This window comes from Thioclava sp. NG1 (assembly GCF_003122275.1).
Lineage (GTDB): Bacteria > Pseudomonadota > Alphaproteobacteria > Rhodobacterales > Rhodobacteraceae > Thioclava > Thioclava nitratireducens.
In genome coordinates, this window is record NZ_QFBB01000010.1 from 38,583 (window position 1) to 51,670 (window position 13,088).

Annotated in this window: 16 protein-coding genes; 2 read left to right on the top strand and 14 right to left on the bottom strand. The window is 65.3% G+C overall.

Going from position 1 to position 13,088, the window contains the following annotated elements; translation table 11 throughout:
• Window positions 1-53 precede the first annotated feature (53 nt).
• Together DEM26_RS16455 and DEM26_RS16460 are read right to left on the bottom strand one after the other, a co-directional pair.
• A complete protein-coding gene (locus DEM26_RS16455; RefSeq protein ID WP_109172854.1) occupies window positions 54-944 on the bottom strand; it encodes a DMT family transporter in 891 nt (296 codons plus the stop codon).
• Window positions 941-1,765: an alpha/beta fold hydrolase gene (locus DEM26_RS16460; RefSeq protein ID WP_075776920.1), complete on the bottom strand. Its 825-nt coding sequence runs from the start codon at window positions 1,763-1,765 to the stop codon at window positions 941-943. The genes DEM26_RS16455 and DEM26_RS16460 overlap by 4 nt, the downstream gene beginning before the upstream one ends.
• Window positions 1,766-1,828: 63 nt before the next feature.
• Here DEM26_RS16460 and DEM26_RS16465 point away from each other — a divergent pair, with 63 nt between their 5' ends.
• The gene (locus DEM26_RS16465) at window positions 1,829-2,419 is read left to right on the top strand and encodes a hypothetical protein (protein ID WP_075776919.1); all 591 of its coding nucleotides are present in this window, start codon (window positions 1,829-1,831) and stop codon (window positions 2,417-2,419) included.
• 7 nt (window positions 2,420-2,426) lie between these two features.
• Here DEM26_RS16465 and DEM26_RS16470 read toward each other — a convergent pair whose 3' ends face one another.
• From DEM26_RS16470 to fabA, 6 genes are all read right to left on the bottom strand, one after another.
• Window positions 2,427-3,098 carry a haloacid dehalogenase type II gene (locus tag DEM26_RS16470; RefSeq protein WP_088722514.1) on the bottom strand — a complete coding sequence of 224 codons (672 nt, stop codon included), beginning with the start codon at window positions 3,096-3,098 and terminating at the stop codon, window positions 2,427-2,429.
• Window positions 3,099-3,149: 51 nt separating this feature from the next.
• Window positions 3,150-3,539: a pyrroline-5-carboxylate reductase family protein gene (locus DEM26_RS20715; protein ID WP_233243151.1), complete on the bottom strand. Its 390-nt coding sequence runs from the start codon at window positions 3,537-3,539 to the stop codon at window positions 3,150-3,152.
• On the bottom strand, window positions 3,536-3,928 hold the full coding sequence (locus DEM26_RS20720) for a pyrroline-5-carboxylate reductase family protein (RefSeq protein WP_233243152.1): 393 nt from the start codon (window positions 3,926-3,928) through the stop codon (window positions 3,536-3,538). The genes DEM26_RS20715 and DEM26_RS20720 overlap by 4 nt, the downstream gene beginning before the upstream one ends.
• A gap of 267 nt (window positions 3,929-4,195) precedes the next feature.
• A complete protein-coding gene (locus DEM26_RS16480) occupies window positions 4,196-4,984 on the bottom strand; it encodes an enoyl-ACP reductase FabI (RefSeq protein WP_075776916.1) in 789 nt (262 codons plus the stop codon).
• Window positions 4,985-5,012: 28 nt separating this feature from the next.
• Complete coding sequence (fabB, locus tag DEM26_RS16485; RefSeq protein WP_109172855.1) at window positions 5,013-6,242, bottom strand: beta-ketoacyl-ACP synthase I; 1,230 nt, start codon at window positions 6,240-6,242, stop codon at window positions 5,013-5,015.
• A gap of 31 nt (window positions 6,243-6,273) precedes the next feature.
• Entirely contained in the window at window positions 6,274-6,783 is a 510-nt protein-coding gene (gene fabA / locus DEM26_RS16490) for a bifunctional 3-hydroxydecanoyl-ACP dehydratase/trans-2-decenoyl-ACP isomerase (protein ID WP_109172856.1), read from the bottom strand.
• A gap of 163 nt (window positions 6,784-6,946) precedes the next feature.
• On the opposite strand from fabA, the gene irrA reads away from it, so the two are divergent.
• Window positions 6,947-7,372, top strand: coding sequence for an iron response transcriptional regulator IrrA (irrA, locus tag DEM26_RS16495; RefSeq protein ID WP_075776913.1), 426 nt, complete (start codon window positions 6,947-6,949; stop codon window positions 7,370-7,372).
• Between the two features lie 86 nt (window positions 7,373-7,458).
• On the opposite strand, the gene DEM26_RS16500 is transcribed toward irrA, so the two are convergent.
• The 6 genes from DEM26_RS16500 to DEM26_RS16525 form a co-directional block, all read right to left on the bottom strand.
• Window positions 7,459-8,406 carry an AEC family transporter gene (locus DEM26_RS16500; protein ID WP_109172857.1) on the bottom strand — a complete coding sequence of 316 codons (948 nt, stop codon included), beginning with the start codon at window positions 8,404-8,406 and terminating at the stop codon, window positions 7,459-7,461.
• Window positions 8,406-9,209, bottom strand: coding sequence for an MBL fold metallo-hydrolase (locus DEM26_RS16505; protein WP_075776911.1), 804 nt, complete (start codon window positions 9,207-9,209; stop codon window positions 8,406-8,408). Before DEM26_RS16505 ends, DEM26_RS16500 begins: the two co-directional genes overlap by 1 nt.
• Window positions 9,206-10,024 (bottom strand): TatD family hydrolase, encoded by an 819-nt coding sequence (locus DEM26_RS16510; RefSeq protein ID WP_166504629.1) that lies wholly within the window; start codon window positions 10,022-10,024, stop codon window positions 9,206-9,208. The genes DEM26_RS16505 and DEM26_RS16510 overlap by 4 nt, the downstream gene beginning before the upstream one ends.
• Window positions 10,025-10,046: 22 nt before the next feature.
• A complete protein-coding gene (locus tag DEM26_RS16515) occupies window positions 10,047-11,171 on the bottom strand; it encodes a DNA polymerase III subunit delta' (protein ID WP_109172858.1) in 1,125 nt (374 codons plus the stop codon).
• A 110-nt stretch (window positions 11,172-11,281) separates the two neighbouring features.
• Window positions 11,282-11,896, bottom strand: coding sequence for a dTMP kinase (gene tmk, locus DEM26_RS16520; protein WP_109172859.1), 615 nt, complete (start codon window positions 11,894-11,896; stop codon window positions 11,282-11,284).
• Between the two features lie 6 nt (window positions 11,897-11,902).
• Entirely contained in the window at window positions 11,903-13,078 is a 1,176-nt protein-coding gene (locus DEM26_RS16525; RefSeq protein ID WP_077701284.1) for a D-alanyl-D-alanine carboxypeptidase family protein, read from the bottom strand.
• Window positions 13,079-13,088 lie beyond the last annotated feature (10 nt).

The following is a 13,088-nucleotide window of genomic DNA, read 5'->3' on the forward strand; positions in this document are numbered from 1 at the left end:
TAGAAAAGGCGCCCTTCCGGGCGCCTTTTTTGTTTACGGATGGGAAGTGTAGGTCAGGCGGGGCGTTGCGCGGGGCGGGCGGGCCAGACTTCCAGCAGACCGGCTGCGAGTACGAGCGCGCCGCCCGCGATCTCCATAGCGGAGAGCAGCTCTCCTGCGATCAGCGCGGCGGAGACCGCGCCGACCAGGACCTCGCTCATCAGCAAGATTCCGATCCGCGCCGGTTCGAGCCGGACGGTGGCCCACATCAGAGCTGCCGTCGCAGCGCCCCACCAGAACACCCCGGCAGAGATGGTCAGCCCGAGTGCGGCGGCCCAATCGACCCCGCTCGCGGGAAGGGGCGCGAGGAACGGCGCGAGGCAGAGCGCGGTGAGGGCCGCGCCAGCCGCGAAGGTGAAGGTGGCCGGGCCGGGCGAGAGTGTCGATCTGGTGCGCATCCCGGTGGTCGCGACCGACCAGATCACGCCGCCGACGAGGGTCATCCATTCGCCGAGGCTGCTCGGCAGGGGCAGGCCGCCGCCCGCGCCCAGCATCAGACCGAGCCCGGAGAGGCCCACGACGATCGCAGCCATCCGCAGCCGCGAGACCGGCCAGCCCATCACGAACCGGCCGATCAGTACCGACCAGACCGGGGTGAGAAACCACAGCAGGATCACCAGCGCGACGCGGCCATAGAGGAAACCGATCGAATAGAGCGCGAAGGCCGCACCGCCGAGCGCGACCGAGGCCAGCGCTGCGGGCGTCGCAGTGGTAAGCTCGGCGCGTTTGGCCCATGCGACCGGCGCCATTGCCGCGCAGGCGACCACGGTGATCGCGACCGTGCCCCAGGCGCCCCCCAGACCATGGCCGTCCAGCGCGCGCACCGGCAGCCAGTAAAGCCCCCAAAGCGCGCCCGTGATCAGCGTGATCGCGCTGGCGATGAGGGTGACGCGGGCCTCGCTCACCCTTTGATCCGCTCGATCCACGCTTCCAGCGCGGCCAGCGCCTCGGGCTCGTCGAGGAAGGGGATATGGGCGCGGTCGGCGACGCGGGCATAGATCATGTCCGGGCGGCGGCGCTGCATCTCTTCGACGGTGGCGTCGCTCAGCAGATCGGAATTCGCGCCGTGGATCAGGACGAGCGGCAGCCCCTCGGTCGCCTCGAAGAGCGGCCAGGCGGGCTCCACGCCGCCCTTGAAGGCGCCGAGGAAAGCCTCGCGCAGGGCGGGGTCGTAATTGATCTTCAGCCCCGTCTCGGTCTCGACGTAATGGTGACGGACCTCCATCGCCCAGCGGTTGGGTGGGACGTCGGCGAAGCCGGTCATCGCCTCGGGCAGCTTCTCGGCCATTTCCGCGTAGCTCTTCGCCGCCGGGTTGCGCCCGATATAGTCGAAGATCTTGTTCAGTCCCGTCTCGTCGAGAACGGGGCCCACGTCGTTCAGCGCAAGCCCGGTCATCCGCTCTTTCGCGGTCAGCGCGAGATACATGCCTACGAGCCCACCGCGCGAAGTGCCGAGGATCGCCGCCTTCTCGATCCCGAGATGATCGAGAAGCTGGAGCGCATCCGCCGCTTCGCGCGGCACGGTGTAGGTTTCCTGTCCGGTCCAGTCGCTCTCGCCGCGGCCGCGATAATCCATGCAGATCAGCCGCACGTCCTTCAGATGCGGGGCGACATAGTCGAAATCTCGGGTGTTCCGCGTCAGACCGGACAAAGCCAGGATCGGCACGCCGCTGCCGCTGTCGCGATACGCGATCTTCGCACCATCATCCGCGGTAAAGAAATCCATTACGCCGCTCCTCTCTGGATTGCTGACCTGTCCGCGATCATAGTGCGTCAGAGGGAGATCGCCATGGCTGACACGCTGGAAAGATTACACGAAAGACTGAGCGCGCTCGAAGACGAGATCGAAGCGGAATGGGACCGTCGCCGCGAGGCTATGGCGTTTCGGCTCGATCATAACCGGGTGGTGTTCGAGGCGGGCGTGCGCGATGCGCACCGGCAGGCGCGTGTGGGCCTGTTGCGCTTTCTGTCCTACGCGCGCCCGATGGTCATTTTGACGGCTCCGGTGATCTATTCGCTAATCGTGCCCTTCGTGCTGCTCGATCTTTTCGTGAGCCTCTATCAGGCAATCTGTTTTCCGATCTACCGTATCGCCAAGGTGAAGCGCTCCGATCATATCGTGGTCGACCGTCAGCATCTGGCCTATCTCAACGCGCTGCAGAAGCTGAACTGCGTCTATTGCGGCTATTGCAACGGGCTTCTGAGCTATGTGCGCGAGATCGCCGGCCGGACCGAGCAGTACTGGTGCCCGATCAAGCACGCGCACCGGGTGAAGGGGCCGCATCTGCGCTACCGCGATTTCGTGGAATACACGGATGCCGAAGGGTTTCAGGCGCAGACGATGCGCCTGCGGCGCGCGCTGCGCGAGATGGAGGAGTGAGCGCGGCTCAAAGGTGGTCGGGCACCGCGCGCAGGTCGGTCAGGATCGCCGCGGGTTTATAGGGCAGCCGTTCGACCGGAGCGTTTGCGCGGTTGACCCACAGCACCCGGAAGCCCGCCTTCGCCGCCCCCGCCGCGTCCCAGCCATTCGACGAGATGAAACAGGTCTTCTCCGGTTCGACGCCCATTTTCTGCGCGATCATGTCGTAGACGGCGGCGCGCGGTTTGTAATGGCCGATCTCGTGGATCGAGAGCACCTCGTCGAGCAGATGCCCCACGCCCGCCGCATGAACCGCAGCCCCCAGCATGTCTGGCGCGCCATTCGACAGGATCGCACGCCCGACACCGCGATGGTGCAGCGCATCGAGCATCTCGGGCACTTCCGGGAAAGCGGGCAATTCGCGGTAAAGTGCCATCAGCCGCTCGGCCAGATCGGGATCGTCGAGATCCTGCGCCGCCATCGCCCAATCGAGCCCGTCGCGGGTCAGCTGCCAGAAATCGACGTAATCGCCCATCACCTCCCGCAGCCAGCTATATTCGAGCTGTTTGCGACGCCAATCGGCGGCGAGGCGCGGCCAGATCTCGGTCAGGCGCGGTTCCTCGGCGGCCAGATTGCGCGCGGCGGCGTCGACGTCGAAGAGCGTGCCGTAGGCGTCGAAGACGCAAAGCTGAATGGACATGATATTTCCTCCCGAGCTTCACCCTAGCGTCGGTGGGGTCGGGTGCAAGGGTCAGTAGATGTCGCGCGAGGCTTGCGTCGCGGCGACGAGCCCTTCGGCGAGACGCTCGGCAAAGCCATTGTCGCGCAGCGTGGTGAGGCCCTTGGCGGTCGTGCCCGCGTAGTCGATCATCTCCTGCACATGGGCCTGAGGGGGCGGACCCTCGGCCATTATCTCTCCGGCCGAGAGAAATAGCTGGCGCACCGCGCGGTCTGCGATCTCGGGCGGGACACCCTGATCTTCGGCATGACGCGCCATCGCAGCCGCGCAGGCGGCGACGAATCCCGGCACCGGGCCGGTCATCGCGGTAAAGAAGTCGATCTGTGCCTCGTCGTGCAGTTCGTCCGTCTGCCCGCAGGCCTGGAAGAGGGCGCGGGCGCGGATGCGGTCTTCCTCGGTCACGGCGTCGCTCGCGAACCACGGCGATAGGCGAGGCCCTTTGCGGCGGCGGGGCTCGACATGGCGCGGATCACGCGGGGGCTGGCGCTGATGCGGGTGAGGTCGGCCAAAGGCACGCCCGCCATGACGGAGATCACCAGCTTGTCTTTCGCATCGATCCTGAGGTCTCGGGCGGCGGCGGGCGGCACGCAGAGGATCGCCACGTCGCAAGCCTCTGCCAGTGCCTGCGGGTCGGTCAGCACGTTCTGGGGTGGGAAGCCGTCAATGCCAGGCACGGTGCCGGAGCGATTGGCCATCAGAAGCGACCTGGGTTCCGCGCGCCAAAGCGCGTCGGCGATCGCTGCGCCGAGCATCCCTGAGCCGATGATGCCGATGGAGAAATCGAGTGCCATGCGCGCCTCCCTGCGTGTTCGGGGCAGCCTAGCGCGGGGCAGGGGATGGGGGAAGGGAGGGAGGTCCGCTTCAAACACGAGACTGCGCCCGGAACGCGGCGAAGCCGCAGGGCGCGCGCCGGCCCGTCCCCGCGGGCTGGCGCGTTGGCCAACCGCGCGAAACGCAGCCATGTTCAAGGTATGTGGCTTGGATAAAGCGCTGCCGCACAGAGTGTGAGCCGCGCCACCCCACGGGCCGGCGCGCGCCCTGCTTGCGATTGGCTGAGCTTACAGGTTCTCTGCCGCGGGCATGCCCATGACGTGATAGCCGCTATCGACCGAGATGATCTCCCCGGAGGTGCAGGCACCATAATCCGAGAGCAGATAGACCGCCGTACCGCCGATCGCTTCCAGAGTCGCGTTGTGGCGCAGGGGCGAATTGTGCTCGGTATGGCGGAAGGTCTTGCGCGCGCCGCCGATTGCGGCCCCGGCCAGCGTCTTCATCGGGCCGGGCGAGATCGCGTTCACGCGGATGCCGTCGGGGCCCAGATCGGCTGCCAGATAGCGCACCGCCGATTCCAGCGCCGCCTTCGCCACGCCCATCACGTTGTAATAGGGCGTCACGCGCTGCGAGCCCATATAGGTCAGCGTGATCATCGAGCCGCCCTCGTTCATCAGTTCCGAGGCACGCTTGGCCACGTCGATGAAGCTGTAACAGGAGATCGTCAGCGAGTTCTTGAAGTTCTCGCGGGTGGTGTTGATGAACCGTCCCGCGAGTTCGGACTTGTCGGAATAGGCGATGGCGTGGACGACGAAATCGATCGAGCCCCATTCCTCTTTCAGCTTGGCGAAGGCGGCGTCCATCGAGGCGTCGTCATTCACGTCCACATCCAGCAGGAATTTCGAGCCCACGCTCTCGGCCAGCGGTTCGACCCGTTTGCCGAAAGCCTCCCCTTGGTAGGAGAACGCGAGTTCCGCGCCTTGCTCGGCCAGTGCCTTCGCGATCCCCCAAGCGATCGAACGCTCGTTGGCGACCCCCATCACGAGGCCGCGCTTACCCTTCATCAGTTCCGCCATTCCCGTCCCTGCCGCCGTTATAAATTCGTTAGTCCAAATATTTGCTCATCACGAGCGACGCGTTGGTGCCGCCGAAACCGAAGCTGTTCGACAGGACCGAGTCGAACTCGACATTGTCGATCCGCTCCATCGCGATCTCTGCGGCTTTGATCGCCGGGTCGAGTTCGGTGATGTTGGCCGAGGCCGCGATGAAGTTGTTTTCCATCATCAGCAGCGAATAGATCGCCTCATGCACGCCGGTCGCGCCGAGCGAGTGCCCGGTGAGCGATTTGGTCGAAGAAATCTTCGGCACGTTTTCCTCGCCGAAGACGCGGCGCACGGCCTGCACCTCGGTCACGTCGCCTGCGGGCGTCGAGGTGCCATGCGCGTTGATATAGGAAATCTTGCGGCCTTCGGGCAGGGTGCCGACCGCGAGCTTCATCGAGCGCTCGCCGCCTTCGCCCGAGGGGGCCACCATGTCGTGGCCGTCCGAAGTCGCTCCGTAGCCGGTGACTTCCGCGTAGATCTTCGCGCCGCGTGCCTTGGCGTGCTCGAGTTCTTCAAGCACGACGACGCCGCCGCCGCCTGCGATGACGAAGCCGTCACGGGTCGCGTCGAAGGCGCGCGAGGCCAGCTCGGGCGTGTCGTTATATTTCGACGACATCGCACCCATCGCGTCGAACAGACAGCTCAGCGTCCAGTCCAACTCCTCGCCGCCGCCGGCGAAGACGATGTCCTGCTTGCCCATCTGGATCAGCTCGGTGCCGTTGCCGATGCAATGCGCCGAGGTCGAGCAGGCCGAGGTGATCGAGTAGTTCACGCCCTTGATCTTGAACGGCGTGGCCAGACAGGCCGAGTTCGTCGAACTCATGCAGCGGGTCACCATGAACGGCCCCATCCGCTTGGGCGAGCCCTTCTCCATGACGATGCGATGCGCCTCGAAGAAGTTCGAGGTCGACGGACCGCCCGAGCCCATGATCAGGCCGCTGCGCGGATTCGAGATGTCGCTCTCTTCCAGGCCGCTATCGGCCAGAGCCTGCTCCATCGCGATGAAGTTGTAGGCCGCGCCCGGACCCATGAAGCGCAGGTTGCGCTTGTCGATATGGTCCTCGAGCGTAATCTTCGGCTGGCCTTTGACCTGGCTGCGGAAGCCGCGCTCGGCATAATCCTCGGCGAATACGATGCCGGATTTGCCGGCCTTCAGGCTGGCGGTGACTTCTTCGGCATTGTTGCCGATGGGCGAGACGATGCCCAAACCGGTGATGACGACGCGGCGCATGCGGGCCTCCTGTCTTGTCTGTCTATGGGGGTCAGCTCTCGGAGAGCGCGACCTTCATGTCCTTGACCTCGTAGATCACGTCACCGTCGGCCTCGACGATCCCGTCGGCGACACCCATGGTCAAGCGACGCGTCTGAACGGCCTTGGTGAAATCGACCTTGTAGGTCAGCATTTTACGATCCGGGCGGACCATGCCGGTGAGCTTGACCTCGCCCACGCCCAGAGCATAGCCGCGACCCTGCCAGCCACGCCACCCCAGGTTGAAGCCGGTCAGCTGCCACAGGCCATCGAGACCGAGACAACCGGGCATGATCGGATTGCCGGGGAAATGGCATTCGAAGAACCACAGGTCCGGGGTGATGTCGAACTCGGCGACAACGTGACCCTTGCCGTGCTTGCCGCCATCGCCCGAGATATCGGTGATGCGATCCATCATCAGCATCGGCGGCGCCGGTAGCTGCGCATTGCCGGGGCCGAACAGCTCCCCGCTTGCACATTTCAGAAGATCTTCTTTCCCGAAGCTCGTCGGAAACCCAGCCATCGGCGCTCCTTCCCGGTTTTGGCGTGCTTTTGCATCCCTCTATCACCGCGTGGCCGCGCGGCGCAAGGGCGACGGTCGTCGGTCGCGCGCTCGGGCCCGCGCTCGCGCGGTTGCATTGAAACCTGAGTGGAAAAGTCTCATATAGGGAGCGAGGAGACATGACATGGCTGTGACGAATTCGACCGAACAGCGCCGCGGACAGGAATGGCTGACCCGCGGCGGGCTGCGTCCCACCCGTCAGCGACTGGCGCTGGCCACATTGCTCGTGGGCGATGGGGAAAATCGTCACGTCACCGCCGAAAGCCTCTACGCGGCCGCGTGCGACGCTGGCGAAAAGGTCTCGCTCGCGACCGTCTACAACACGCTCAAGGCGTTTTGCGATGCCGGGCTGATGCATGAGATCACTGTCGATGGCGCACGCAGCTATTTCGATACGCGCATGGACGATCACCCGCATTTCTTCTGGGAAGACGATAATCGCCTGTCGGATGCGCCGGCCGAGGAACTGAAACTCGCCTCGATCCCGCAAGCCCCGGAAGGCGCCGAGATTACCCGCGTCGACGTCGTGATCCGCGTCCGCAAGGCCTGATTGCCGCTTCTTCTTGGCGAAAATATCCCGGGGTGAATGGCCGTAGGCCAGAGGGGCAGAGCCCCTGTATTGCGTCGCCCTAAATCTCACGGCAGGATCGCGAGCCAGCCCCAGATCGTCAGGATCGACAATGCCGTCGCGATCAGCACGGCCGAGGCCGCGACTCTGCGCGCTACCCCGTAGATATTCGCGAAGAGATAGGCGTTCACACCGGGTGCCATCGCCGCTGTCAGCGTGGCCGAGCGAAGCGACGCGGTGTCGACGCCGAAGCCGAAATGCGCAAGGCCGTAGGTGATCGCCGGATGCAGACCCAGCGACAGGCCGGTGATCATCGCGATGGCTTTCGCGTCGCCTTCTGGGCGGTAGCGATAGAGCACGCCGCCCAGCCCGAACAAGGCCGCTGGCAGGGCTGCGCGGGCCATCATGTTCATCGCCTCCATCAGAGGATGGGGCAGGGGCTGACCGGTCAATGTGGTGAGTATCTTGATCACGAAGCCCGTCAGGATGCCGATCACCAGCGGCGTCCGGATCACCCCGATCAGCGCGTTGAGGCCGACGCGCCCGAGCGACGTGCCGGTGCCGGACGACCGCACCATCTCCATGGCGAGGATGCCGATCGTGTAGAGGAAGGGCGAATGGACCGAGATGATCGCGAAGTTGCCCGACAGCGCATCGGTACCATAGGCGCGCTCGGTGATCGGGACGCCCAGCAGCAGAGAATTCGAGAACAGGCAGGCGAAGCCGATGGCGACGCTTTCGGGGCCGTTGCGGCCCATCGCGCGCGCGCCGGTGATGCCGATCGCGAAAGAGATCAGCGCCCCCGCGTAGAAGGCGGCCATCATCGCCCAGTTATAGCTCTGCGTCAGGTCCAGATTCGCGATCGAGCGCGCCAGCAGCACGGGCACCGCGAAATTCTGCGCGAAACGCATCAGCCCGTCGACCGCGCCCTCGGAAAACAGCCCGCGCAAGGCCACGACATAGCCGAAGCCGATCACGAGGAAGACCGGCAGGATGACGTTGATCAGGACGCTCATTAGAGACCGAAATCCAGAACCATTCCGTCATGGGCAGGGCGGATGTGATCGGGCGTCTCGTTGGCGACCGCATCGTGGTCGAGGTCGATATGCATGTTGGTGAGCACCGCGCTTGCGGGTTGGGCGCGTTCGATCCATTCCAGCGCGCGGGCCAGATGGGCGTGCGTCGGATGCGGCTTGCGGCGCAGCGCGTCGAGCACCCAGCAATCCAGACCGTCGAGATGTTTCCACGCCTCTTCGGGGATGTCCGAGACGTCGGGCAGATAGGCCAGCCCGCCGATCCGGAAGCCGAGCGCGTCGATATTGCCATGCTCGACCCGGAAGGGCTGAAATTCGATCGAGCCGCCCGCGCCGGTGACCTGGAAAGGCCGCTCGCGATGGATCGATTTCAACTCGCAGATCGGTTTGTAATTGCTGTCCGAGGGCTGAACGAAGGCATAGGCGAAGCGGTCCAGAAGCGCGGTCTCGGTGTCGGAATCGGCCCAGACGGGCAGGCGGGTGCGCATGTTGAAGACGATCTGGCGCAGATCGTCGAGCCCGTGGACGTGATCGGCATGGCTATGGGTGTAGACCACCGCGTCCAGCTCGCCCACGCCCGCGGTCAGAAGCTGCTGGCGCATGTCGGGCGTAGTGTCGATCAGAACCCGCGTCGTGCCCGATTGCGACACACGCTCCACCAGCATCGAACAGCGCAGCCGGTGGTTCTTCGGGTTCGCCGGGTCGCACTCGCCCCAGTTGTTGCCAAGGCGCGGCACGCCCCCCGAGGAGCCACAGCCGAGGATCGTGAAGCGCATCCGGCTCATGCGGCGACGCTCCCGCGTTCGCCATGTTCGGCGGCTTTCCAGAACAAACGGTCGAAATTGGCCTGCGTCGCGGCGGCGAATTCCTCCAGCGGCAGGCCGAATACATCGGCGCCGACCTTGGCGGTGTGGGCGGTATAGGCGGGCTCGTTGCGCTTGCCGCGATAGGGCGGCGGCGCGAGATAGGGGCTATCGGTTTCCACGAGGATCCGGTCGAGCGGCGCGGCGGCGAAGATGTCGCGCACTTCCTGGCTTTTCGGGAAAGTCGCGATGCCGGACATCGAGAGATAGAAGCCCAGATCGACAGAGACCTGCGCGAGGCGCGGCCCCGACGAATAGCAATGCATGACACAGGAATAGGGCTTGGCCTTCATCCCCTCGGTCAGGATCGCTTCCATGTCCTCATCGGCGTCGCGCGAATGGATGATCAGCGGCAGGCCGGTTTCCTGCGCGGCTTCGATATGCAGGCGCAGGGAGGTTTTCTGCACCTCGGCACTCTCGGCGGTGTAGTGATAGTCGAGCCCGGTCTCGCCGATACCCACGAATTTCGGGTGCTTCGCAAGCGCCACCAACTCGTTCACGGTTGCCATCGGTTCTTCGGCCACGCTCATCGGGTGGGTGCCCGCAGCGTAGAAGACGCCCTTATGCGCCTCGGCGATGGAGCGCACGGAGGGCTCGTTCTTCAGCTTGGTGCAGATCGTCACCATCCGGGTCACGCCGGCGGCGTTCGCGCGGGCGATGATGTCATCGCGCTCACCGTTGAAATCGGAGAAATCGAGATGGCAATGGCTGTCTGTGATCTCGGGCGGGAGGGTCAAAATCGGCTCCTTTCGCGCCGCATCAGGAGGCGGCGGCTGTGATCTCCAAGACGATATCCATCACGAGCGCGGCAGGGTCAAGGTTGACCGCCCGGCCGTGGGCGGCGCGTGCGCCCATGCTCTGATGAAGGGCGGCCCATTTCATCGCTGCCTGATCGTCGGGCGACAATCGTGCGAGAAGCTGTGCCTCGCCGGGGGCGGCCTCGGGGTGGGGCGGTCCCATCACGCCCGCGCGCGCGGCACGCGAGAGAAAGAGGTCGATCAGGTTGAGCACGAGGATGAAGCGGTTCTCGTTCGCCTTGCCCACGCAGCTTTCGGCCAGCGCCAGCGCGCCCAGACGGTCGAGCCGGGGAAGGGTGCCCATCAGGTCGACGAGCTTGGCGTAGGTCGTCATGCCGTCCTGATTGATCAGCCGGATCGCGGCGCCGACGGAGCCGCCCGAGAGCGCGGCCAGCGCGTGGTGGTCGAGGTCCGGCGGCTCGCCATCTTCCTCGGCGGCGGCAATCGCGGCTTCCATCTGCTCGGCCGAGAGCGTGCCCAGTCGCAATTCGCGACAGCGGGAGCGGATCGTTGGCAGCAGCCGCGCCGGCTGATGCGCGATCAACAGGAATGTCACCCGCGGCGGCGGCTCTTCGAGTAGTTTCAGGAGCGCGTTAGCGGCCTGCGTGTTCATCTCGTCGGCAGCATCGACGATCACCACGCGTCGCCCGCCCTCGGCGGCAGACAGATGCAGGAAGGAGCGCAGCTTGCGCACCTCGTCGACACGGATGTCCTGCGACAGCGCGGATTCGGTGGCGTTGGGCCCGCGTTTGAGCACAAAGATACCGGGCTCCGATCCGGCGTGGATACGACTGAGCGCCGGGTGGTTCGGATCGGGCTCGAGGCTGGTGGGGCGTTCCGGTTCGCCGAAGAGGCCCGGCCCATCCTCTTCGGGTTGGGTCATCAGAAAGCGGGTGATCCGCCATGCCAGCGTCGCCTTGCCCACGCCGCGCGGTCCGGTCAGCAGCCAGCCGTGATGCAGCCGTCCCATGTTGTACGCGTCGAGGAAGTCCTCTTCGGCCCGCGCCTGACCCACCAGACGCAGCGTGTCGCGCGGGTGTCGCGCACCGGGCGCAAGGGTCGGATCGGGGAGATCGGCGAGGCTCATGGCGGCACTCTAAATGCGCGCGCGGGCGGTTTCCAGCGGGGTTTTCGCGTAAGGCTCGGGGCTCGGCTATCGCGCGGGGCGAGCAGCCCCGGGTCGCACCCCCTCGGCTCCTAGTTTTGCAGTTCCGCCTGCACGGCGCTCAGCACATCGGCGGCAATTTCATCCGCCTCTCGCGCACCGTCGATCACTCGGAAGCGGTCCGCGAATTCCTCGGCCAGAGACAGGAACCCCGCGCGCATCTTTTCCTGCAAGCCGACGCCGAAATCCTCGAAACGTTCTTCGGTGCCCTGGCGCCCCTTGGCGCGGGCGAGGCCGGTGGCGGGGTCGATGTCGATCAGCACGGTCAGGTCCGGCTCGCGCCCGATCATCAGGGCGTGCAGCTGATCGACGACCGCGCGCAGATCCCCGCGCGAGAGGCCCTGATACATCCGGGTCGAATCTGCGAAGCGGTCGCAGATCACGACCTTTCCGGCGGTCAGTGCCGGTTCGATCACGCGCTCCAGATGGTCGCGGCGCGCGGCAGTGAACAGAAGGATCTCGGTCTCGGCCGACCAGCGGTCGGGATCGCCTTCGAGAACCAGCCGACGGATTTCCTCGGCCCCCGGGGAGCCACCGGGTTCGCGGGTCAGAACGACTTCGCGCCCCGCAGCCCGCAGGGTTTCGGCCAGCATCCGCGCCTGTGTGGATTTACCCGATCCGTCGATCCCCTCGAAGCTGATGAACATGCGCGTTTAGCTGTTCACCCGTTCCATCGCCGCTTCGAACGCCTTGCCCGAGAGCCGCGCCAGAGCCGCTTTCACGCGCACGACGAAGCCGCCCTTCTTGACGTCCTCGGTGGCGACTAGCGGGATTTCGTTGGCATTGTCGAGGCCGGGCACGGTGATCACCAGCTTGCCGACCTCCTGACCCTGCTTGATCGGCGCCTGCAGCGGGCCTTTGAACACGGCCTCGGCGCTGACCTTGTCCTTCGCGCCGGCGGGGATCAGCAGCGACAGATCGGTTTTCGGCGCGAGACCGACGGTCGACTTCCCGCCCAGCCACACCGGCGCTTCTGCGAGCTTGGTGCCCGCTTTGGCAACATCCTTCATCACGAACTGACGGAAGGCCCAGTTCGCGACCGCTTCGCCTTCCGAGCGACGCGCCTGTTCGGAATCCATGCCCGCGAGGACGAAGACGATGCGACGCTCGCCCATCACGGCGGAGCCCACGAGGCCGTAGCCCGCTTCCTGCGTGTGACCGGTCTTCATGCCGTCGGCCTTCCAGTCGGCGGCGCGGATGTCCAGAAGCGGATTGCGGTTCTCGGCATTGGCCGGGGCGCGATCCTTGTAGTTGAAATGGGTCTCGCTGAAGAAGTGATAATATTGCGGGAAATGGGTGATGATCCGGCTTGCGACGATCCCGAGATCGTGGACCGACATGCGCTGACCAGGGTCGGGCCAGCCATTCGAGTTGGCGAACATCGAGTTCTTCATGCCCAGTTCATGCGCGCGCTTGGTCATCAGATCGGCGAAGGAGGACTCCGAGCCCGCCAGCCCCTCGGCCACCACGACGCAGGCGTCGTTGCCCGAATTGATGATGATGCCCTGGATCAGGTCGCGCACGGTGGGGCGATCGGTCGTGTTGAGGAACATCGTCGAGCCGCCCATCGATTGCGCATGCTCGGACACCGGGAAGGTCGTGTCCATCGTCACCCGACCGTCTTCCAGCGCCTCGAACAGCAGATCGAGCGTCATCAGTTTCGACATCGAGGCCGGCGGCAGCGGGATATCCGCGTTCTTCGCCATCAAGACGGTCTTGGTCGAGAGGTCATAGACCCAAGCGGCATGAGCCTTGGTGTCGAAAGCGGCGGCGGGCAGGGCGAACAGGCAGGCTGCAAGTGTGGCGGCGATCAGGCGAATGAAGGTCATATCTTCTGCG